This window comes from Sporosarcina highlanderae (assembly GCF_030433715.1).
Classification (GTDB): Bacteria; Bacillota; Bacilli; order Bacillales_A; family Planococcaceae; genus Sporosarcina; species Sporosarcina highlanderae.
Genome location: NZ_JAROCC010000001.1, coordinates 1 through 23,201, shown reverse-complemented (window position 1 = coordinate 23,201; position 23,201 = coordinate 1). Strand labels below are relative to the sequence as shown.

The 23,201-nt window shown below is 40.5% G+C and carries 21 protein-coding genes; 17 read left to right on the top strand and 4 right to left on the bottom strand.

What is annotated here, in order from left to right; genetic code table 11:
* Positions 1-67: 67 nt before the first annotated feature.
* The 7 genes from P5G49_RS00105 to P5G49_RS00075 all read left to right on the top strand — a co-directional run bounded on the left by P5G49_RS00105 (position 68) and on the right by P5G49_RS00075 (position 6,436).
* Positions 68-595 carry a hypothetical protein gene (locus tag P5G49_RS00105; protein WP_301241350.1) on the top strand — a complete coding sequence of 176 codons (528 nt, stop codon included), beginning with the start codon at positions 68-70 and terminating at the stop codon, positions 593-595.
* A 190-nt stretch (positions 596-785) separates the two neighbouring features.
* On the top strand, positions 786-1,646 hold the full coding sequence (locus tag P5G49_RS00100; protein ID WP_301241348.1) for a MurR/RpiR family transcriptional regulator: 861 nt from the start codon (positions 786-788) through the stop codon (positions 1,644-1,646).
* Positions 1,647-1,847: 201 nt separating this feature from the next.
* Positions 1,848-2,531, top strand: a complete 684-nt coding sequence (locus tag P5G49_RS00095) for an RraA family protein (RefSeq protein WP_301241344.1) — start codon at positions 1,848-1,850, stop codon at positions 2,529-2,531.
* A 17-nt stretch (positions 2,532-2,548) separates the two neighbouring features.
* Entirely contained in the window at positions 2,549-3,436 is an 888-nt protein-coding gene (locus P5G49_RS00090) for a DUF1932 domain-containing protein (protein WP_301241343.1), read from the top strand.
* A gap of 21 nt (positions 3,437-3,457) precedes the next feature.
* Positions 3,458-4,429 (top strand): tripartite tricarboxylate transporter substrate binding protein, encoded by a 972-nt coding sequence (locus tag P5G49_RS00085; protein ID WP_301241342.1) that lies wholly within the window; start codon positions 3,458-3,460, stop codon positions 4,427-4,429.
* Between the two features lie 40 nt (positions 4,430-4,469).
* Entirely contained in the window at positions 4,470-4,916 is a 447-nt protein-coding gene (locus P5G49_RS00080; protein WP_301241341.1) for a tripartite tricarboxylate transporter TctB family protein, read from the top strand.
* Positions 4,917-4,930: 14 nt separating this feature from the next.
* Positions 4,931-6,436, top strand: a complete 1,506-nt coding sequence (locus P5G49_RS00075; RefSeq protein WP_301241340.1) for a tripartite tricarboxylate transporter permease — start codon at positions 4,931-4,933, stop codon at positions 6,434-6,436.
* A 120-nt stretch (positions 6,437-6,556) separates the two neighbouring features.
* Here P5G49_RS00075 and P5G49_RS00070 read toward each other — a convergent pair whose 3' ends face one another.
* Both P5G49_RS00070 and P5G49_RS00065 read right to left on the bottom strand, forming a co-directional pair.
* Positions 6,557-6,889, bottom strand: a complete 333-nt coding sequence (locus tag P5G49_RS00070; RefSeq protein ID WP_301241338.1) for a helix-turn-helix domain-containing protein — start codon at positions 6,887-6,889, stop codon at positions 6,557-6,559.
* A gap of 586 nt (positions 6,890-7,475) precedes the next feature.
* Complete coding sequence (locus tag P5G49_RS00065) at positions 7,476-7,898, bottom strand: hypothetical protein (protein ID WP_301241337.1); 423 nt, start codon at positions 7,896-7,898, stop codon at positions 7,476-7,478.
* Positions 7,899-8,332: 434 nt separating this feature from the next.
* On the opposite strand from P5G49_RS00065, the gene P5G49_RS00060 reads away from it, so the two are divergent.
* Entirely contained in the window at positions 8,333-9,268 is a 936-nt protein-coding gene (locus P5G49_RS00060) for a hypothetical protein (protein WP_301241336.1), read from the top strand.
* A 356-nt stretch (positions 9,269-9,624) separates the two neighbouring features.
* Positions 9,625-11,460 carry an S-layer homology domain-containing protein gene (locus P5G49_RS00055; RefSeq protein ID WP_301241335.1) on the top strand — a complete coding sequence of 612 codons (1,836 nt, stop codon included), beginning with the start codon at positions 9,625-9,627 and terminating at the stop codon, positions 11,458-11,460.
* A gap of 167 nt (positions 11,461-11,627) precedes the next feature.
* Here P5G49_RS00055 and P5G49_RS00050 read toward each other — a convergent pair whose 3' ends face one another.
* Positions 11,628-12,284 (bottom strand): TetR family transcriptional regulator, encoded by a 657-nt coding sequence (locus P5G49_RS00050; RefSeq protein ID WP_435877162.1) that lies wholly within the window; start codon positions 12,282-12,284, stop codon positions 11,628-11,630.
* A 287-nt stretch (positions 12,285-12,571) separates the two neighbouring features.
* Here P5G49_RS00050 and P5G49_RS00045 point away from each other — a divergent pair, with 287 nt between their 5' ends.
* The 5 genes from P5G49_RS00045 (at position 12,572) to P5G49_RS00025 (ending at position 17,920) form a co-directional block, all read left to right on the top strand.
* The gene (locus P5G49_RS00045; RefSeq protein ID WP_301241331.1) at positions 12,572-13,669 is read left to right on the top strand and encodes a BCCT family transporter; all 1,098 of its coding nucleotides are present in this window, start codon (positions 12,572-12,574) and stop codon (positions 13,667-13,669) included.
* Positions 13,666-14,073, top strand: coding sequence for a BCCT family transporter (locus P5G49_RS17530; RefSeq protein WP_301241329.1), 408 nt, complete (start codon positions 13,666-13,668; stop codon positions 14,071-14,073). Before P5G49_RS00045 ends, P5G49_RS17530 begins: the two co-directional genes overlap by 4 nt.
* Positions 14,074-14,100: 27 nt before the next feature.
* Complete coding sequence (locus P5G49_RS00035) at positions 14,101-16,149, top strand: CocE/NonD family hydrolase (RefSeq protein ID WP_301241328.1); 2,049 nt, start codon at positions 14,101-14,103, stop codon at positions 16,147-16,149.
* A gap of 100 nt (positions 16,150-16,249) precedes the next feature.
* The gene (locus P5G49_RS00030; RefSeq protein WP_301241326.1) at positions 16,250-17,383 is read left to right on the top strand and encodes a M24 family metallopeptidase; all 1,134 of its coding nucleotides are present in this window, start codon (positions 16,250-16,252) and stop codon (positions 17,381-17,383) included.
* Positions 17,384-17,407: 24 nt separating this feature from the next.
* On the top strand, positions 17,408-17,920 hold the full coding sequence (locus P5G49_RS00025; RefSeq protein WP_301241325.1) for a DUF2179 domain-containing protein: 513 nt from the start codon (positions 17,408-17,410) through the stop codon (positions 17,918-17,920).
* Between the two features lie 178 nt (positions 17,921-18,098).
* Here the strand turns inward: P5G49_RS00025 and P5G49_RS00020 are convergent, their stop codons facing one another.
* A complete protein-coding gene (locus tag P5G49_RS00020) occupies positions 18,099-18,695 on the bottom strand; it encodes a TetR/AcrR family transcriptional regulator (protein ID WP_301241323.1) in 597 nt (198 codons plus the stop codon).
* 155 nt (positions 18,696-18,850) lie between these two features.
* On the opposite strand from P5G49_RS00020, the gene P5G49_RS00015 reads away from it, so the two are divergent.
* The 3 genes from P5G49_RS00015 to P5G49_RS00005 all read left to right on the top strand — a co-directional run bounded on the left by P5G49_RS00015 (position 18,851) and on the right by P5G49_RS00005 (position 22,987).
* Entirely contained in the window at positions 18,851-20,182 is a 1,332-nt protein-coding gene (locus P5G49_RS00015) for a short-chain fatty acid transporter (protein ID WP_301241321.1), read from the top strand.
* A gap of 31 nt (positions 20,183-20,213) precedes the next feature.
* Entirely contained in the window at positions 20,214-21,731 is a 1,518-nt protein-coding gene (locus P5G49_RS00010; protein WP_301241320.1) for a class I adenylate-forming enzyme family protein, read from the top strand.
* A gap of 74 nt (positions 21,732-21,805) precedes the next feature.
* Positions 21,806-22,987 carry a thiolase family protein gene (locus tag P5G49_RS00005; protein WP_301241848.1) on the top strand — a complete coding sequence of 394 codons (1,182 nt, stop codon included), beginning with the start codon at positions 21,806-21,808 and terminating at the stop codon, positions 22,985-22,987.
* Positions 22,988-23,201: the final 214 nt, after the last annotated feature.

Sequence of the window (23,201 nt, the reverse complement as noted above, 5' to 3'; positions counted from 1 at the left end):
AAAATTAATAGAGAGCAGTATAATAATCTTTGATATATAGGAAAAATAAGGAATTGGATGTGGAGTTATGAAATGCTACAAACACAACAAATTAGATGCAGTTGCAACCTGCAATAACTGTGGTAAAGGTTTATGCAATGAATGTTCAGATGAATTTCAACCTATATCTTGCCAAAGATGTGCCCTTCAAAATAACGAAACTTTTAAATCAGGACTTATGGTACAACTTATCGTACCGATTGTTATTTTTATTTCGATTTTCGTATTTTCTTTAGTTTTTATGTTTTCGGCGTTGAAATCCTTAGACGATTCGATTGGTCCATTATCATATCTATTGTTTTTTATAGGGGTTCTTATTAATTCCTATGCTATAGCGACAGTTCCGTTTGGTTGGAGGTTTTTAAATAAGCTAACCCCTGACGTATTTTTATTCCTGCCTATCGCTGGTTGGTTATTCTATTTTGGGGTTAAATTTGCAATATCTTTATCTTTAGGGTGGATAATAGCACCGTTTGCAGTTTGGCGGATTAAAAAAGATCTTAAATCTATTAATTTGACTAAACAGGATGTTTTGATGGGAAGAGGAGTTATTTAAAACTTGAAAAATCACGGTTCTGCTTCATAGAACCGTGATTTTATTATGTTTATTACTTTTTCGGCACCTGTGCATCATTGAACCCAGAAATCACTTCATCATCTTGGAGATTTTCAATTCATGTAGTAGTATATACATTATAAAATTAATATGTAATAAATATTCCATTTTGATGAAAAGGGTGAGGGATTTGAGCAATCCGATTGAAAAGTTGAAAATCAAGATGCATGAATTAACGGATACACAGAAAAAAGTAGCGGATTTTATTATTAAAAATCCTATGGATGTTGCATTTTATACAGTGGATCAATTGGCCGGTATTGTCGGCACTAGTACAACTACCATTATGAGGTTAACATTTAGCTTGGGATATTCTGGATACTCCGAATTTCAAAAGGGATTGCAGGAGATATTGAGAAGTAAGGCTGCTCCCCATACCAGACTTGAAGCAAACATGAAGGATTTGACAAAGAATGATTTATGGCTACAGTACGTTGATTTTCAAATAAATAGTATCCAGAATACATTTGATGTGATCACAAATGAATCCTTGGAGAAAACAATAAAAACAATCCTGAATGCACGAAATATTTATTGCACGGGAGTAAGAAGTGGATTACCGGTAGCACAGTATTTGACGCATGGGTTAAATCGATTGTTGGGGAATGCGAAATTACAAAATGCAGATCAAAGTGATTGGATTGACGATGTTGCGGGATTTGACTCTACCGATTTAGTAATTGCAATAAGTTATCCGAGATATGCACGTCGCATTGTGGATTTAGTGTCTCATGCGAAAAAGGCGGATGCTACAGTTATCGCTATTACCGATAGTTACTCATCGCCTTTAGCGAAGCATGCAGATTTAATCTTACCTTGCAATTCAAGCAGTCTCTCATTTCACAATTCAATAACTACATCAATTTTCCTATCAGATTACTTAATAACAGCAGTAGCCGCACAGAACCATGAGAAAATTAAATCGCGATTGGATAAAGTGAATGATATTCTAACTGAAATTAATTATCACCATTTACCGTCAAGCCACTAATGTCATAGATTTCCTTAGACAACTCTCTATTTTTAGGGTTGTCTTTTTTATTTTTCTTGCAAATTCATAAATTGTATTTACTTTTCTAAAACCGGATGCTATTCTAAACATGTAGAAGGTAATAAATATTACACATATAATAAAAGTAGAAATTTTTACACCTAACTTGAAAGCGCTTTATTAATACAAGGGGGAGAAATAATGGATAGTTGCAATTTTAATATACCGAATGATTTACTTAATCGAGTTTCGCAACTAAATTCTACATTGCTATGTGATGGGTTAGTTAATTCGGGTGCGATGGATTATATGATAAAACCAGTTACCGCTGAACAAAAAGTTAGTGGCCCTGCGTTTACGGTTTCATTGGAACCCGGAGATAACTTATTTTTACATGAAGCTATTCATACCGCTCCAGAAGGTAGTGTATTAGTTGTGGATGGGAAAGGCTATGAACACCGTGCATACTTAGGCGAGTTAATGGCTTTTGCGGCGAAAGCCAAAAATCTTAAGGGCATCATTATTGATGGGCTCGTTCGTGATTACGATGTACTATCCAAAATGGAATTTCCTATTTTTGCGAAAGGTTTTATTCCAGCAGGTCCCTTTAAAGAAGGTCCTGGATCCATAAATCAAAGAATTTCTTGTGGGGGTATTGTCGTAAACCCCGGTGATTTTATCATTGGGGATACAGACGGAGTTGTAGTTATTCCGCGAGATGAGTTAGAGAATACAATTTTGAGTGCGGAAAAGAAATCAGCTTATGAAACTAGCAGAGTCGAAGAAATTTTAAAGTATTCAAAGTTAAAAAGTGAAAGTTTACCTGTAAATAGTATCGAACCTACTTGGTTAAGGGAAAAAATGAAGAAATTTGAAGGCTGTTAATTGGGAGATGATTTGAAATGAAAGTAGGGTTTATTGGTTTTGGTGAAGCCTCATTTAATATAGCATTAGGTTTTAATGAAGAAGGAATAGAAGGTATTATTGCATTTGATGCTTCTCTTAACAATCCTGTTTACGGGAAGATTATACAAGAAAGGGCTGAAAAAGCAAATGTGAATCTACTCCCGAATTTGGAGGATGTAGTTCAACAATCCACTGTTATATTTGCAGCGGTTCCGGCGGACAAAGCACTTGACGTTTGTACAGCTACATTACCTTTTTTACAAAGAAATACGCTATACATTGACGTTTCTGCATCAAGTCCGGATATTAAAAAGGCAATAAGTGAAAACGTTATTCAAAAGGGAGCTCTATTTGTAGATGCGGCATTGATGGGACCACTGCCAGTTTATAAACATAAAGTACCGATTTATGCGAGCGGAAATGGTGCTGATCTAATGATCAAATTGCTTGCAGGTTACCAAATGGATTTAACGAAAATCAGTGACATTGCTGGTGAAGCATCAGCTGTAAAATTAGTTAGAAGTGTATTTATGAAGGGTTTGTCAGTTTTAGGTGTGGAGATGTTGGAGGCAGCAAGGAAATTGGAAATTGAAGAATTAGTAATTCGTTCAGTTTCAGAAACGATGGATAAAACGGATTTCGAAAATACGTTGAATCGTTTGGTGACAGGGACGGCTATTCATGCAGAGAGAAGATTCACTGAGATGTCTGGTTCCAATCAAATGTTGGAGTCCATTAATGTGAACGCAATCATGGCGACTGCAGTACGTGAAAAACTTGAATACATGGTTGAATTTGGATTGAAAGAGAAGTTCGACGGGGTGACACCATCATCCTACAAAGACGTTTTGGATCAAATGGCTCAAAAGCAGTCTACAAACTAAATTATACAAGGGGGATTAACGATGAGAAAAAGTTTCACTAAAGTAATTTCATTTATGGTAATGGCTTTACTAGTAGTATTGGCGGGTTGTTCGAATGATAAGGCCGGCAATAAAGACGGATTGGATTATCCGACAAAACCAATTAAGATAATTAACCCGTTTTCGGCCGGGGGTCCTGCGGATAATACATCTCGAATTCTTGCAAACCATGCGAAAGATATCGTTGGTAAGTCTTTAGTTATTGAAAACAGAGATGGTGGGGGCGGTAGTATAGGCCAAACAGCTGGTGCGAATGCAAAGCCAGATGGCTATACATTAACGTTAATCACTTCTTCTATTGTAAGCAATCCAATTTTCAACAACGTTTCCTATACACATGAAGACTTTGTTCCAATTATCATGACTGTTAATGATCCGTTCTTTTTAGTAGTTGGGAAAGATGCACCGTATGATGATGCTGAATCATTCCTCAAATACGCGAAAGAAAATCCGGGTAAAATCAGCGTAGGCGTTTCAGGAGCACAAACAGTTCCGGCGTTTACAAGTAAAGAACTAGCAGAAGTTGCGGGTATCGATATAACAACAGTTCCATTCGACGGTGAGGCATTAGCGGTTGCAGCTGTTGCAGGTGGACATATCGATGCATTGATCGGTAATTACTCAGGTTTCGAAAGCCAATTAAAAAGTGGTGCAATGAAAGCGATTCTACTATTTGATAGCGAGAAATCAGATTTGATTCCAGATGTACCGACAGCAAGTGAACATGGATTAGATGTCGTGTCAGGTTCATGGAGAGGATTTGCTGCACCAAAAGGTACTGATCCGGAAATTATTGAGTTCTTACAAGAGAAGTTTAAGGAAATCATTGAGCAAGAAGAATATCAAGAGCAAATGACAAATTCAGGCATCAATATTACGTATAAAAATGCAGAAGAATTTAAAGCGATTATTGAAGATACTTATAATAAATATATGAAATTCGCAGGAAAGTGATTAAAGATAATCAATCTATCATTATAAAGTAGGTGATTTAATGTTTAGAATCAATGGTATTTTGGCGGGAATCTTCTTTCTTTTAGGTTTGTTTGCATTCTTTTATTCCTTCCAATTTAGTGAAGTAGCGGCATTTTGGCCAAAGTTTTTCGCTGTTGTCCTTATGGCTTTAGCAATAGCTCTAATTGTGGACACCAAACTTAAGCCTGACCGCGAGCAAGTTTCTGAAAATACGATTTCAACAAGAGAATATAAACTTTTGGCAATCATTGCAGCATCAACGGTTATTTACATGATTGCGTTGGATTTATTGGGTTTCACAGTATCATCTATTGTATTATTGTTTATCTTATTTTGGATTTTTGGATACCGACAACTTAAGAATGCGCTTATTATTTCTATTGCATCCTCTGTTGTTGTAACAGTAATTTTTCAGGTTTTATTAAATGTACCATTACCACAAGGGCTTTTTGAGAATTTTTATTAAAGAGGTGAAACGTATTGTTAGAAGTATGGTTATCAGCAGCGGGGAACGTTTTTACACCGACTAATATATTCGCCATTCTTTGTGGTGTGTTATTTGGAGTATTCACCGGGGCATTGCCTGGATTAAGTTCCACCATGGCACTCGCGATATTAATTCCATTTACATTTTCGATGGATCCAGCAACCGGACTAATCTTATTAGGTGCAGTCTATTCTGCATCGGTTTATTCTGGTTCAATTTCAGCGATTTTATTAAATACACCTGGAACGCCGTCTGCAGCTGCAACGGTGATTGACGGTTATGAAATGACCAAAAGAGGGGAAAGTGCAAAAGCATTAGGAATTGCAGCGATTGCCTCTGGTTTCGGTGGGATTGTAAGTGTAATCGCATTATCGGCTTTCGCACCATTTTTGGCCCAACAATCTTTACGATTCGGCCCACCAGAATACTTTGCTCTCGCTGTGTTTGGGTTGACAATTATCTCAAGTTTGACAGGGAAAAGCCCTGTGAAAGGTTTATTGGCAGGGGTTTTCGGAATTTTGATAGCAACTGTCGGCATGGATCCGATTTCCGGATATCCAAGATTCACATTCGGTCATCCTGCATTATTGGACGGATTCGCATTGATTCCTGTATTGATCGGATTGTTCTCAGCGTCCCAAGCATTTAATTTAATGATTTCCAGTAAGTTATCAAATGATGAGGGAATAGAATTTTCACAAATCCCAGCAGTGGCAGGAAAAGTAGTTCCGAAGTTTAAAGAATTATTGCGATTAACTCCAAATATGGGTCGTTCCTCAATTATCGGAACCATTATTGGAATAATCCCTGGGGTAGGAACAGATCCAGCAGCCTTTATTGCTTATAATGAGGCGAAAAGATGGTCTAAAGATAAAGATTCATTCGGTAAAGGATCCATTCACGGAGTTGCTGCACCTGAATCATCAAATAATGCAGTAACAGGCGGTTCACTGATTCCGTTGTTATCACTTGGAATACCTGGTAATGCGGTATCTGCGGTGTTTTTAGGTGGACTACTCATTCATGGATTACGACCTGGTGCAGAGCTGTTTACACATAGTGGAGATGTTGTGTACTCCTTATTTTTCAGCCTATTCGTTGCGAATATCCTAATTATTGTTGTTGGAATTGGTGGCGCAAGGATCTTTTCAAAAGTATTAGTCGTAAAGCCAATTGTGTTAGGACCAATAATTCTATTGTTAAGTATTGTTGGCTCGTACGCAATTCATAATAACGCTTATGATATTTGGGTTATGCTGTTATTCGGAGTTATTGGTTTCATCTTGAGAAGATATGGATTTCCACTCGCCCCAATTGTTTTGGCGATTATTCTTGGGCCACTGGCAGAAACAAGCTTTAATCAATCTATGTTAATCTCTCAAGACAATTTCGGCATATTCTTCAACAGACCTATCTCAGCTGTACTATTAATCGTCGCTGCAATCACATTCGTTTCACCGTTTTTGAGTGGGGTTGTGAAGAAAAAGAAAGTAGCCTAAGTAGTATAAAAAATCAACCCATCAGCCCAATTGCAGTTGGCCAGGCACCATTAGTCGCCCAGCAACCGATCGAACTCGGTTGCTGGGCATTTGCATTTAAAGAAACATACTCTGTTAAATTCATGGCGCTTGAATCGGTAGAATGACATAGATATTAGCATCAATCCCACCTCTGACAGGATGGAAATAATGAAACTTTTGAATGATATTAAGTTTAAGCAGTTTGTTGATTCCACGACGTACTGTTGCAGTAGATCTCCCTGTAGATTCCTCAATCGTTTTATACCTCAGTTTTGCAGCTCCATATTCCTCTGAATGACGGACAATGACCTCAAGGACCTTCCGATCGGACTTGGTCATTTTGTTCCAGTGAAGGGTAGTGTGCTGTTGTGCTGCTCCCTCCATTTCCGAAGAAGTGTCGAAGTGTGAGTATTGTTTTAGATGTTGTGTCATGTTAATTCCTCCTTTACCTCTTATATAGATGGGAGAGGGGCAAAAGGATACTCAGTGTGGAAGAATTTATTTACAAAAAGTTGTTTGTAGGGGAATGAGAATGCGATTTTCAACATAAAAAAAGAGGCATTTACAGATGTTGGTGGACTGTAGTGCCTTTTACTATTGGCTTATGAATAAATACTAATTGGCGGCATTGTATTGTGAATTTGGGTCATTTACAACAGACATAGGCTGTTCGGATATGTAAAAATAATTAATTTTAAAACCGCATATAGTGGAGGGCCACACAGTGTTCAAAACAAAGAAAGGTTGATGAGATGAATCATTTTGAAACTGTTAACTTAACACTTTACAATCGACTGTACCCCTATAAAAATGGACGAGACCCAAAAGATTTGGATGATATGATTAGTCACTACATGAGATACTTTGCCAAAGTTCATAAGAATCATAGGCACAATGAGAAATATGAATTTAGTCAGGAAGATATTGAAATGATGTATTACCATATTTTTATGGATATTTTAAGAAGATAAGGAGTTTGACTGTGTGGCAGACGCTGTTAGATTCTATTGTTTCTAATTCAGGAATTAATAAATCTGCTCTTCGTGATGTAGGAGGAGTTCGTATCCGCTTCTGAACAAGGATGTTCTGCTAGCCACTCGTGATTCCTCTCTATATATCTATAGGCCTTGCTCCAGGCTGGATAGGAAATGACGCTATTTTCAAGAATTACTTTATCCATGAAATTACTAAAATCAATCGACCCCCATGTGCCTGTAAAGACTTGATCTAAACCATGATATATATAAGGTGACGTTGTTTCGTCAAAGTCCGATAAGATTAATGCTGCGACAAACTCCATGCTAACGCTTCTTCCAAAGCTGACAGTTTTGTTGTACTTTTTGATCTGTGAACTGAAGATAGTATCTACTAAGACTACAAGTTCACGCTTGTTGTATTTTTTAACCTCTTCCAAAAAAGCAATGTCAATTGCGGCCTTCATAATAGATCACTCCATGTTTAATCTTCTTCTGTGAATTTAAGTACGGATATATAATTAGTGTCAATTGTACCATGACTATAATACTGATTCATAGAGGCTTTGATTCGAAATAATTTATACTTTTAGTTCAAAAGGTCTTTTGAGGTACCTGTGCATGGTTGAATTCAGTCTATTCACTACAATTGCATAAATATAGATTTGCGGAGTTATGAAATTGATGTTTATTTCATAACTCCGTATTTTTATTCAAATTGGTTGAATTGTCATGAATGTTTGGTGCACAGGTACCTTTACAATTACTCCGTATTTTTTTATTTTTAAAGGATTGTATAAAGAAATGTCGAATTATATCACTATATCGGTGATTTCCCTGAAACAGGCATTAGTAAATTGTTAGGAAAGCCGAGAATAATTGTATTGAGGAGAACTTGATTATGCAAAACTATAAAATACGACAGTCTCTCATTGAATTAAAATCTAAGAACTTTGCATCAGTGAAAATAACCCCGACTTTAGTCGCGAAAAAGATAAGTGCTATAGAGGAAAGTATTAGGAGTCGATATCCTGAAGAGTGGAGGAAGAGTTGGGAAATTAAATACCCCAAAAATATCTATAGTAAAATGGGATATGATGTCACTGAGTTTTCGTTTGAATATGATTTTTACGACAGAGTTGGCACAATCTACGTGAACGAAAACAGTGGATTAGATGTAGATTATTATTCTGACGTTAGCTATTGGGAAAGTGTCCATGATGGTGAGATTAATCCAAATGAAGAAAGTGAAATGTATGAGGAATACCCGGAATATGATAGTTTGTACGATATTGAGCCTAAGGAAAAAGATAGCTCGCAATTGTTGACGGAAATATTAAGTTCCGACATTCCTGATATGCTCAAGCAAGATGCTGTATTTAGCGTAGTTGGAAAAGGAAATATAGCCTTGGATGAACTATCAAACCAATATATTAAATCCATGATCCATGAATACTTTGATAATCAAGCAGCGAGACTTGGATTAACCAAGGGAAATTCTTTGTATAAAGTGTGGCTTGAAGATACTAATAAAAAACGGTTTTTCAGTTTTCACATGGGCGCATTCCCGTCAGATGTATATAATGAAAAAAATGTAGAGTTTTATAATGAAGTCACAGACCAAAAAATCCTAATGATGCTTGACTTATTATCTATCTCAGGTTACCGAATTGATAAAGAAACGAAAAAAATCCTACAAGGTAAAGAGATATATTCGAAAACCCAATGGCACGATATTGGCTACGTAGATATACACCAAGACTTTTTCACCGTATATTATTCTGAAAACCAACTAAAAATCGGTCTTTGTGGAGGATCAGGAGTACAGAATAAGTAGTTTCAGGTACCTGTAAGTAGGGTACCTGTGCATGGTTGAATTCAGTTTATTCACTACAATTGCATAAAAATAGATTTGCGGAGTTATGAAATCAAGGTTTATTTCATAACTCCGTATTTTTATTCAAATTGGTTGAATTGTCATGAATGTTTGGTGCACAGGCACCTTTACAAAATAAGGAAATTATTCCCGAAGTGCCTATTACTATACCACCATATATAGTATAATAGTTTCCGATTTACTTTATTGAATATTTCCATAACCTTAAGATGTTTAAGGTGGAAAAGGGGGAACAGTTAGCAACTCGCATTATTTCCGTTAAATACTTGATAGTTAAATGTAAAGGGGTTTTTATATTGAGAAAAGAAAATTGGTTGTTTTTTATAGCATTCCTACTATGCCTTTCAGTTAGCATGCAACCCTTATATGTACAAGCTTCCACTTCATTTAAGGATGTGCCAGCAGCTCACAAAAGCAAAATTAACTTGTTGGTGGACAAAAAAATAATAACTGGTTACAAGGATGGCACCTTTAGACCCAACGAAAACGTGAATCGAGGACAATTCGCATTATTTATTTCCAGAGCACTTGATCTTCCTAAGCCATCCAATCCAAAATTCTTTAAGGATGTTGGAGAAGATTCAGCTGTGTTTGATGGCATAAATAAGGCACAAGCAGCCGGGATTATTCAAGGCTATGCCGATGGGAGATTCAAGCCTGGAGAAACAATAACACGCGGTGATATGGCAATTATGCTGGATCGAGCTTTACAATATAAGGGCAATTATAAGGAAACAAGTACCTTGACATACGCTGATAAAAACCTTTTTGGTGCAACCTCTTCGAAGGCAATCAGTCGGCTAACTCATTATGGAATTATGGGTAGCCATGCGGATAATAAATTTGCACCGAAGGCATATGGAAATCGCCTTCAAACCGTTTTATCAATCTATCAACTATTGGGAATTAAAGGCATTATTGAGGTGGAATTAGATCTTTCAAGAGGAAAAGCTGTATATCCCGAATTGGTTAAGACTTCAACAAATAAAGCACCTGTGACTGATCTTACGACAGGAGGGGATTACAGATATGAAAATGCATTCTCCATTTCAAAGCGTTATTTGTTTAAAGACGCGAATGGGAAAATAAATCTATTGGAAGTAGAAGATGGAACGATTCACGTACAACAATACACATCAGGTTTTTCGAAGGTTTCACAGCAAAAAGTGAAAATGGAATTGTCCCAATTCGGAGGTTTTCATTATGGAGAAGATGGAAATCACTACATCATTTTTGGTCAAGACAATTATGAGGAATCCAATAGTAAAATCGTGTATCGAATCGTTAAATATGATTCTTCTTGGAAGAAATTGAGTCAAGTAGATATTTCGGACGTTTATGTCACTAGACCGTTTCATGGCAGCAACCTGACAATGGATAGCCATGATGGGAAATTAGCGGTACATACGGCAAGGGAAAGATACAGAAATACTAAAGATGGCCTACGACATCAATCCAATATTTCATTTTTGATTAATATGAAAGATATGAAGGTACTGTATAAGGCAGGACAATGGCCGAATAATCATGTAAGCTATTCCTTTGCAACTTACGTCAAGTTTGATGGAGATAAAATTGTATACGCCGATCATGGAGATGGTGCACCTCGATCATTTGTATTACAGGTTACGGAAGATAATTTTGTTACAAAGAAAGAAGAATTAATAAAGTTTCAGGGTGAGAGTGGAGAGAACTATACGGGAGGATACCTCGGCGGTTTGGAAGTTTCAAAAGATAATTATTTAGTAACCGGTTCAAATAGTGTCCAGTATAGGGATAATACACAAAATGTATTCTTAAGTGTAATCCCAAAACGCAAGGAGTCCAAACCAAAAACAGTATGGCTCACAAATCATAAGTCGAACACAAACGTGTCCATTATCGAGACACATTTATCCAAGATTAATGATAATAAATTTGTTGTTTTATGGAAGGAGATCAACAGGGGAGATATTTTACTATACTACGTAGTTGTGGATGGTAGTGGAAATATGCTGAAAAAGCCGAAAGCACTATTGGATGTTCCCAATATAGGTCATATGCAACCCCTTGTAGTTGGGGATACGATTACATGGTATAGCAATGGTTATTATTCAAATACATTGGATTTCTATACCCTAATCGTCGAATGACATAAGTGTAGGGTACCTGTGCATGGTTGAATTCAGTCTATTCACTACAATTGCATAATTATAGATTAACGGAGTTATGAAATCAAGGTTTATTTCATAACTCCGTATTTTTATTCAAATTGGTTGAATTGTCGTGAATGTTTGGTGCACAGGCACCTTTACAATATTCATGCTGCATTTTCTATGATTTGTAGAATGTATTTCATTGTTTTTTGCTCTGCTTCTTCGAGTGTGTAGTCCATACGGTTGTTTAGTATGTTGGTTAGCATTCCTTGCCATAGTAAAATTGTCATTTCGTTGAGCGAATCGACGAGTTGCTCGTTGATTTGGCCTTCTTTCGCAGCTTGCTGCAAGAGTGATTTACCGCGTTTTGTTACATTTCGTTCAAATAAGATCGGCTTCAACTCGTCAGGAATGTTGATCAAGTCGGATGGGTACATCTCATAATATCGTTCAATCAGCGTTTCGGGATGATCGCCAAGATCCATGATAAATATTGCATGGAAAATAGCTGGTTGTTTGAAAGAATGTTTGCAGAAACATTCCCATGAAAGAATGTATTTCTCCAAAGGCGTCTGTCCCTTGTTCATATAAACTGAGACTTCTTCCGTGTATTCTTTCAATAACTTCATCGATGCGAAGAAGATCAGATGTGATACTTCTTTAAAATAATTGTATATGGTAGCACTGTTGTATCCTGCGCGGTCGGCGACTTTCCGGATGGTTACCTGATCGATGCCTTCTTCCTCAATAATCTCAACTGTCGCTTCGGTAAAATACTTCCACATTCTACTCATTTGAATTTTTTTATTGCCCAACTCCATACACCCCGTTTCTCCATTTATGCGAATCCCGTTTTCTATCAGTATACAATATTTACATAATCATTTTTTTTAGAATTTTATTGTTCTTACTATTTTGCTGTGATAGAATAATCGATATTAATAAGTAATCATGATTAGTATATCTTCTCTGATTACGGTTGTCATTTCAATTTGTCAAAGGATGTAGTTTCAACAAATCGAATTTGAATGCTTGTAGGCCTGTTTGAAAGCGTTTGCAAGGGATGATGACCAAATATGTTTTGGAAATAAGAATGGGAGTGGTGAAAATGAAGAAAGTACGAATCGATCCATTTATCTTTTGGGCATCTATAGTCACCATTGTGGCTGTTACAATTCTGCTTGTTATCAACCGTTCGACTGCGGAACCGTATTTGGATAATTTGATGACGGGTATTACGTATAAGATGGACTGGGCATTTCAGTTTTTAACAATTGGTTTATTCGTCATCTTAATCTGGTTGGCATTCAGCCGATATGGATCTATCAAGTTGGGTGAAGGTAAGCCGGAGTTTTCAACATTTAGCTGGGGAACAATGCTTTTCACTGCTGGTATGGGGACTAGCATCATGTATTGGTCAATGATGGAGCCGATCTTCTACTTTACGGGACCGCCGTTCGGTATTGAACCGGAAAGTGCTGAGGCGGCAGAATGGGCATTGACGTACGGCCTTTTCCACTGGGGCATCTCGGCATGGTCGCTATACGCATTTCCTACTGTTGTCATTGCCTATTCGTATTTCATTAAAAAACGTCCATCTTTAAAAATGAGTGTGGCACTTAGTGGTGCGCTTGGGAAATATGCAGATGGCTGGGTTGGGAAGTTTATCGATATACTTGTCATTTGGAGTCTGGTCGGAGGATTAGGAACATCCCTTGGATTAGGGGTTCCGATGGTGTCGGCCGTTGTGGGTAGCATTTTTGGCATCGAACAGAGCATTGCTTTGGATGCCATCATTGTAATTTGTATTACAATCATTTATTCTGCAAGTGCTTATTTAGGTCTTCATAAAGGGATCCGCCGCTTGAGTGATATCAATGTCTACATGGCATTAGCGCTTGCGATTTTTGTCTTCATTGCCGGACCGACGTTGTTCATCCTGACGTATTTTACAAACAGTTTTGGAATGATGATCCAAAATTTCGCGATGATGAGCTTTTCTACTGATCCGATCAACCAAGGCGGATTCCCACAAGGTTGGACAGTGTTCTATTGGGCATGGTTCGCAGCAACTGCACCATTCATGGGTCTATTTGTTGCAAGGATTTCGAGAGGGCGGACAATTCGACAATTGATAACCCATATGCTTCTTTGGGGCTCTATCGGAGGTTGGATCTACTTCATGGATTCGGTGGGTACACTATGAATTTACAGTTGCAAGATATTATTCCAGTAAAAGACATTTTGGCTGATAGTGGCGGACCTGCTGCAGTCGTGGCAGTCTTGAAATCTCTGCCGTTAAGTGCAATTGTATTGCCATTCTTTGTTCTACTTGCCGTTATCTTCCTATCCACATCGATGGACTCGGCGACATATATCCTTTCCGCAATCGCAACGAAGGAACTTGTCGAAGGGCAGGAGCCTCCAAGATGGCATCGCATGGTGTGGGGAGCAATCCTTGCAACGATTTCAATTTCATTGCTGCTGATCGGCGGTTTACGGGTAATTCAAACATCAGCGGTCGTTGTTTCCGTTCCAATCTTTATTTTCTATCTCTTGCTCATCGTATCTCTATTAAGATGGTTGAAGCAGGACTTTCCAAAAGCTTAAACAGACATCACCAAGGAGGTTTTCAACATGGTATTTAACGTTCGTGAATCAAACCGAGTAATTCGTACAGAGTTTCCAAGGAAGGTTATGGAGTTGAATAATATATGGATTCCGATGTCGGACGGCACACGCCTTTCTGCTCGAATTTGGTTGCCTGAAGATGCAGTAGAAAATCCCGTTCCTGCGATACTTGAATACATCCCGTATCGAAAGGACGATTTCACTGCTCTACGCGATTCCCTGAGGCATCCGTATTTTGCAGGCCACGGGTATGCAAGTATCCGGGTCGACTTGAGGGGATCAGGCAACTCGGAAGGAATTTTGTATGATGAATACTTGAAACAGGAACAGGATGATGCATTAGAGGTTCTCACTTGGATTTCCGAACAACCTTGGTTTACAGGCGGCATCGGCATGATCGGTAAATCCTGGGGCGGCTTTAATGGGCTTCAAGTGGCGGCGAGACGCCATCCTTCATTAAAAGCAGTCATTACGCTTTGTTCGACGGATGACCGTTATGCGGATGATGTCCACTACAAAGGGGGGGCGATGCTTGCGTCCGATATGCTTTGGTGGGCGTCCACAATGCTTGCCTACAATGCACGTCCCGCAGATCCGGAAGTAGTCGGGGATTCGTGGCGGGATAATTGGTTGGAGCGGTTGGAAAAAACACCACCTTTCGTTGAGGAATGGGTAAGGCACCAGCGACGTGACGAGTATTGGAAGCATGGATCAGTTTGTGAAAACTATGATGATATCGACATTCCGGTGTATGCTGTTGGTGGTTGGGCAGACGGGTATACGAACGCCATTCCGAGATTGCTTGAAGGATTGAAAGGACCCCGTAAAGGGTTGATCGGCCCTTGGGCGCATGAATATCCCGAAATGGCAGTCCCAGGACCACAAATTGGGTTCCTTCAAGAATGCCTGCGCTGGTGGGATCAGTGGCTAAAAGGCATTGAAACCGGCATTATGGATGAACCGATGTTACGAGCATGGATTCAGGATGGCGTTCCGCCTCAAACCGATTATTTCGTACGACCTGGCCACTGGGTAGCCGAAGAACAATGGCCGCCAGTCGGTTTGGAGGATAAACGATATTACTTGGGTGGCTCTCACTTAGTCACGAAAGCGGAAAATGGGGGGGACATCAAAGTGGAAAGTGTTCAACAACACGGACTCCATGCAGGTGTGTTCTGTCCATTCGGTCAACCTGGCGACTTACCGGGCGACCAAAGGAATGAAAACGGCTATGCGGTTGTATTTGATTCTGAACCGGTTGAACAACCAGTCCATATTTTAGGGCACCCATCATTCCATGTTGAGCTTTCATCAGACAAACCGAATGCATTGATAGCTGTGCGATTGAATGATGTTGCTCCTGATGGCTCATCGACACGAGTGACATGGGGATTACTGAACCTAACCCACAGGAACAGCCATGAGTTTCCGGAGCATCTTGAACCGGGAAAAAAATACAGCATTACAGTTGAAATGAATGCCATCGGTCATACATTGGAAAAGGGGCATCGTTGGCAATTGGCAATATCGCCGACATACTGGCCACACGCCTGGCCATCCCCAGAAGAAGCGACACTCACTGTCTATCCTTCAGAAAAGACATTTTTATCATTGCCTGTCCGGGAACCAAAAGCGATTGACTTGAAGTTACAACCTTTCCAACAACCGGAGACAGCAGAAGTTTTAGAAAAGGATATTTTACGGGAAGCGAAACGCACACGTGTCATTTCACATGATGTTGTGACAAACGAGTGGATTCTTGATGATTTCTCCGATGAGGGTGCAAGAAAACTTCATTGCAATGGCATTGAATATGGTAGTACAAACCGTAATGTCTTTACAATTGAAGAAGGAGAACCGCTTTCCGCAAGGGTACAATGCGATTGGACGTTAACAGTCGGAAGGGACGAATGGCAAACAAGTCTTGAAACGACAAGCGTTATGACAGCGGATGACAAGAACTTCATTTTGATGAACCAATTGATTGCATATGAAGGAGAGGAAGAAGTTTTCAATCGTACATGGAAAACTGAAATTCCAAGAGAATTTGTATAAACGATGTGGGAAGGTGACTAGAACTAGTCTCCTTTCCACGTTCTTATGTGTTGTTGACTAATCACGATTATTTATTAATCAAGATAGAGAGGTTCTTAATATGGTCGTTCAAAAGAGAATCGAAGATATGAGACGGTATATGGATGAAATCGGAGTTGACCTTGTAATTGTCTGGGAACCTGACAATCAGTTCTATTTAACAGGGTTTCGCGCGATTTCCTATTCCCGTCCGATTGTTACATTGATTGACGGAAAAGAAATCCAATTGATACTACCAGGACTTGAAGAGGCGCATGCCGCACAAATGGCCAAAGTCGACCGAACTTATGTCTATTACGAGCAATATGGGTTTCGTGACCGAGTGTTAACGTACATCGATCATTTAACTCAAATTCTATCGACGTTTCCTTGTGGTAGTAAAATCGGGGTGGAGGTAGGTGTTTTACCTGCGTCGATCTATATGTATCTACTGGAAAAAGGATTTGTGCTTGTCGATATTGGTGAAAAAGTGACGAAAATGCGCTCTATTAAAGATTCGCATGAAATAGAGCTGTTGAAGGTTGCCGGCAATTTATCCGATTTGGCAATAGGGGAGTCACTACGACACGCTCGAATTGGGGTTAGTGAACTTGAATTTGATTCCTATGGGGATCGATTGTTGCTTGAAATTGCTTCGCAAGAATACAAGGATGAATTGATCGGGTATGCCGATTGGACATGTTCTGGCGTTGTGCGGAGTGAGATGCCCCATTTGTATTCGAGCACTCGGAAATTTGCTGACGGCGACGTTGTCGTTCATAGTCGCCAAGTATGGTTCAACAACTATCGGGCAGAAAATGAACGCACCTTTTTGATTGGGAACGTGACGGAAAAGCAGAAGGATTTATTGAAGTTGGCAATCGAGGCCCAGCAGGTCGGAATGGAGTTAATCCGCCCGGGAATCTTGGCGAGTGATGTGGATATCGCTACATTTGAAGTGTTTAGAAAAGCGGGGTATGCAGACTTTGTTCAACACCGTGTCGGTCATGGCCTTGGTCTGTCGGAACATGAGGAGCCCTATTTACGATTTGACAATGAATTGGTTTTACAAGAAGGGATGGTCTATACGATCGAGCCTGGAATTTATGTGCCCGGCGTAGGTGGATTCAGACATTCCGATACAGTCATCTTAACGGAAAACGGCAGCCGCTCAATCACCGAGTATCCTCGGGATTTCGAAAGTATGCAGTTTTAACTTATAACAGAGTAGGGGAAACGTATGCTGTCCATAATTCTTACGATAATCGTCATTAACTTGACGTATGTCTCGTTATTCACTTTGCGTGTCCTGTTTACATTCAAAGGACTACGTGTCATTGCCTCAGTTGTCTCGATGGTTGAAGTGTTTGTCTATTTAATGGGGCTGAAATTGGTGCTCGATAATCTTGATGAGCCTATAAATATTGCAGCATACTGTTTTGGGTGGGGTCTTGGTGTATACGTCGGAAGCCGGATCGAGAAAAAGTTAGCGTTAGGCTATACGGTTTTTGAGGTGGTCGTAAATGATACGGACACGGACATTTGCCGGTATTTACGAGAGAAAAACTACGGCGTAACGTCTTGGTTTGCAGATGGCAAGGACGGTAAGCGGCTTGTCATGAAGGTGCTTGCTAAGCGGAAAGAAGAGCAAAAACTTCGGAATACCATCCTTGAAGTAGCGCCAAGAGCATTTATAATCTCCTACGAACCTACTACATTCAACGGCGGGTTCTTAGTGAAGAATTTGCGGTAACGTAGTGATTTTTCGGAATTTTTTTGGTACCTGTGCATGGTTTAATTCAGTTTATTCACTACAATTGAATATATATACATTTACGGAGTTGTGAAATTAAGTTTTATTTCACAACTCCGTATTTTTATTCAAAACGGTTGAATTGTCATGAATGTTTGGTGCACAGGTACCTTTACAATTAGTTTGCTCTCAACCCATCGAGTATTACTTTGAACAGCTTCTTTTGTTCGTCGACTAAAGAAATTTTGCCGCGATGTAGGCTCCAGTCGTATAGGATACCGCGCATGGCATGGATTAATAGGGAAACAACTTCGCCGGCGGTGTAGCAATTCTTGAATTCCTTGTTCAGTGTCCCTTCTTCGCATAGCTTGAAAAGAATGTCATAGAGTGGGCGATCCGGGTCTAAGAAGTACGGTGAATGTTCTGTGCTCAATTCATGTTCATATATCGTACGGGTTACGTCCCATCCGATTTCATCTTGAATATAGTTCATTTGGAGGTCAAGAAAAAGTGTAAGTCGTTCGATAACCGTTTTATCGGAATCCAGCTGAGGCACAATGTGATCGACATAGAATTGGTCAATCTCCTTAAATTGTTCTACAAATACTTCGTGCTTGCTTCTGAAATGGTTGTAAAAAGCACCTTTCGACGTGTTGGTTTTCTGGACAATTTCATCGACCGTTACATTGTTGAAGCCTCGTTCATGAAAAAGGGCGATTGCGGTTTCAATGATTTTGCGCTTCGTTGCTTGCCCTCTTTGATGTCTTTCATTCATAGGATCAGACCTTTCGGAATATTTATATATATTGTATTGACAAACAGACTATAGTCTGTCATTTTAATAGTTACAGACTGCAGTCTCTATTATTCTAAAATTTTTGTATTTTGTAAAGTAGGGTGGAAGCGTTTTCGAAAAAAGGGGGGAGTCCAATGTTAAGATCGGTTTCACAAAGGTTTAAGGTTGGTGTAGAAAATTATTTGCCCAATGCATTCATTTTTGCAATTCTCTTGACGTTATTGACGCTAGTTCTTGGAATGACTGTCACGAAGCAGTCATTGTTTGAGATGACGGGGCATTGGTATGGCGGGTTTTGGAACTTTTTAGCGTTTACGACGCAGATGATCTTAATTTTAATTACCGGTTATGCACTTGTTAAAGCGCCACCGGTCGAGCGACTAATGATTCGTGTTGCATCGATTCCGAAGTCTCAAAAGTCGGCTCTTGTTATGACTATTCTTGTTGCGGCTGTTGCAGGTTATCTAAGCTGGGGGCTTGGATTTGTACTTGGTACGCTGTTCGCGATGGAAGTGGCGAAGAACGTAAAAAGCGCGGACTTCAGGATACTGATTGCAGCTGCCTATACAGGTACGATTGCAATCTTGCCTGCAAGTATTACGGTTACAGCTCCGCTACTTGTCAATACACCGGGCCATTCTCTTGAGGATAAAATTGGTTTGGTTCCACTATCGGAAACTATTTTCAGTCCAACGCTTTTGCTTACTGCGTTTATTGGCTTGTTTGTTGTCCTATACGCATACATCAAGATGATGCCGAAGCCGGAAGAAGTGGTGCCTTTTGAGGGAGAGGTCGATAATTTCACTCAAGTGGAACGGATTAAACCGACAACTGTAGCAGAGAAGTTAGACAGCAGCCGTATCCTCAATTACATCCTTGTTGGTCTTGGTGTTATTTGGATCATTCAATATTTTGGCCAGAACGGATTTAACCTGGAACTGAACATATTGAATTTCTTTTTCATCATCCTTGGACTTGCCCTTCATGGTACTCCGATGAGCTATATAAACGCAATCACCTCGGGGATGCCATCCGCATCAGGCATACTGCTTCAATTCCCGTTCTATGCGGGAATCATGGGCATGATGGTTGGATCAGGCCTGATAACCGTTATTACCAATGCGATTGTCGCGGTTTCCAATGAATATACGTTCCCGTTCCTGTCGTTTCTATCGGCGGCAATCGTTAATATCTTTGTGCCATCGGCTGGGGGGCAGTGGCAAATTCAAGGGCCGATCATGGTTGAGGCGGCTCAACAACTTGGAGTTCCAGTCTCGATTGCAATAAATACAGTAACGATTGGTGACCTTGTGACAAACCTGATGCAGCCGTTCTTTGTGTTACCGGCACTTGGTCTATCTGGACTTGGGCTCAAGGATATCTGGGGGTACTGTTTAGTCTCGATGATTTTACTATTTGCCGTCACAAGCGTAATCGTAACAGTCGCCCCGTTAGTATTTGGATAAATAGGGATTAGTCTTTATAGGAGGGTTCTTGATGCTGACACATGGAAATCAGACATTGTATACATTGCTTAAAAAGCAAGCCGGACGTTATGGAGAAAAGCCGTTTGTAGTATTTGAAGAGGAAACAATTTCCTACCGAGAAATGCTTGAACGAGTCAATCGGACGGCCCGTTGGCTGAAGGGCAATGGTATTCAAAAAGGAGATATGGTCGCCGTCTTTTTAGCCAATGCGCCGGTTTTCTATGAAATGTGGTATGCATGCGGTGCGTTAGGGGCTGTATTACTGCCAATCAATACAGCGTCAACGCCATCCGAGCTGGAATACTTCCTTGATCACTCGGAAAGTAGGGGGTTCCTCTATGATGAGCGGCTCGTGGGGGAGGAACATTTAGAGGTTGCAAGGGAAAGGGACCTTGTATTCATGCAATTGACCGGTGATTCATTCAACAAAGAGCGGGAGGAGCATTCTGCGGATGAAGTGAAGTGTGAGGCAGATGCATCTGACGTGGCCTGCATCATGTATACATCCGGCACGACAGCGAAGCCGAAAGGTGTGCTTATCACTCATGAGAACTATATGTTCGCGGGACATTCGTCGGTGCTCTACCAACAGTTGACGCCAGATGATCGCTACCTCATTTTCCTACCGTTGTTCCATGCGAATTCGCAGTATTACACGTCTATGGCAAGCCTCGTTGTCGGAGGGACGATAATTTTAAGGGAACGGTTCAGTTCTACAGAGTTTTGGGATGTGGTAGAACGGTACCAACCGACGGTAACGAGCCTCGTTGCTACGGTAATCAAAATGCTGTTGGAACTTCCTGAGAATGAAAAGGAGAAAAAGCATTCGTTAAAGCGCGCAGGTTACGGACTGTTTGTACCTTATCCAGAACTTCAAGCATTTCAGGATCGCTTTGATATCAAGCTTTATCAGTGGTATGGTATGACGGAAACGATGACAACGAATATTGTCACACCGCTCTATGAAGATATGATCAGGGACCGGGAAACGGGCATCGTCTCAATCGGGAAACCCGGTCTTGGTCATGAAGTGAAGATCATCGGGCCGGACGATGAAGAGATGCCTTTTGGCGAAGTCGGCCAGATTTTAATTAAGAGTCCATCGTTGATGAAAGGTTATTTTAAAAATCCGGAGGCGACCGCCCAGACTTTAAGGGATGGCTGGCTCTACACCGGGGACAGTGGCTACATGAATGAGGAAGGATTCATCTGGTTCGTCGATCGCAGCAAGGATTTGATCAAGCGGGCAGGGGAGAATATTTCATCCATCGAGGTGGAAAATGTCCTTTCGGAACATCCCGCAGTCCAAGACTGTGCGATAGTCGGTGAGCCGGACAAGCTCAGGGAAGAAATCGTTATCGCCTACGTCAAGCTGCATCAAGGGCAAGAGGTGGAACCAGAAGAGTTGGAGACGTTTTGTAGAAAGCATCTATCTTATTTCAAGGTCCCGCAGGAATTTCGGATTATCGAGGACTTCCCAAGGACATCGATTGGGAAGATACAGAAGAATTTATTGCGGAAAAGTTAAGGTGCCTGTGCATGGTTGAATTCAGTCAATTCACTACAATTGTAGAGGGATTTGATTTAGAAAGGATTGAGGTTATGAAGGATGTATATATTATCGATGGGGCAAGGACTCCATTCGCTGAATTCGGTGGATCATTCAAGAATGTAACTGATATTGAACTCGCTGTTCATGCTGTCGGGGAGGCACTGAGACGGAGCGGGATACTTGCCGAACAGGTGGAGGAGGTCGTATTCGGCAATGTGATTCATTCCAACAAAGCCTCCTCCTATCTCGCTCGTCATATTGGACTGAAAAGCGGTATTCCAATCGAAACACCCGCGCTCACGGTGAATAGGTTATGCGGATCAGGCATGCAGGCGATTATATCTGCGACCCAAACAATTCGGGATGGTGACGCCTCAGTCGCTGTTGCCGGCGGAACCGAGAACATGAGTCAGGCACCGCATGTGCTGCGAAACACGCGCTTCGGTTCTGCAGGTGGACCACCTCCGATTGACGATATGCTGTGGGATACGTTGACCGATCAATACACAGGTTGCGGAATGGGCATCACTGCCGAAAACCTTGCAGAGCAATACGACATCAGTCGCGAAGAAATGGATGAATTCGCGGTTCGATCCCACCAGAAAGCCGCAGCCGCAAGGGAATCGGGAAGGTTCGAAAAAGAAATCGTTGGGGTGCCTATCAGAACAAAAAAAGGTGAGGTTCTGATTAAGGAGGACGAACACATCCGGCCGGATGCTGATTTGGAATCCTTAGCTCGTCTTAAAACAGCCCTTAAAAAAGATGGAACAGTAACCGCCGGAAACGCAAGTGGCATCAATGATGGTGCCGCTGCAGTAGTGCTTGCCGACGGCCAATGGCTCTCCGAACATCCGGAAATTCAACCATTAGCCAAAATAGTATCGTGGGCAACTGCAGGAGTAGATCCGAATATTATGGGAATCGGACCCGTTCCAGCAATGAAAAAAGCACTTGCTAAAGCAGGGTTGGATTGGGATGATATCGGTCTGATAGAAATCAACGAAGCATTCGCAGCCCAGTCAATTGCCGTTATCAATGAGTTAGGTCTTGACCAAGAGAAAGTGAACGTCAATGGCGGCGCTGTAGCCCTCGGGCATCCAGTCGGAACAAGCGGCACACGTATCACATACTCCCTCGCATTAGAAATGCAAGAACGAAATGTGCAATACGGAATTGCCTCGCTCTGTATTGGTGGCGGACAAGGGATTGCGATTGTGTTGGAGAGAGTTTGAGAGGTACCCACTACCGTTGCATAGATTCAATAACTTTACTCATTTTGTATTTTTTACCAATTAGTTAATTTGAATAAATTAAAAAAAGAGAACAGGGCTGTAAGACGGCTCAGTTCCCTTTTTTTTACATTTTATTAAATTTATTGTTTTTGACTTTTTCTTTTCTTTGCTTTATCAATAAAATGCTCTTGATTTATAGGACTAACAATCGCGA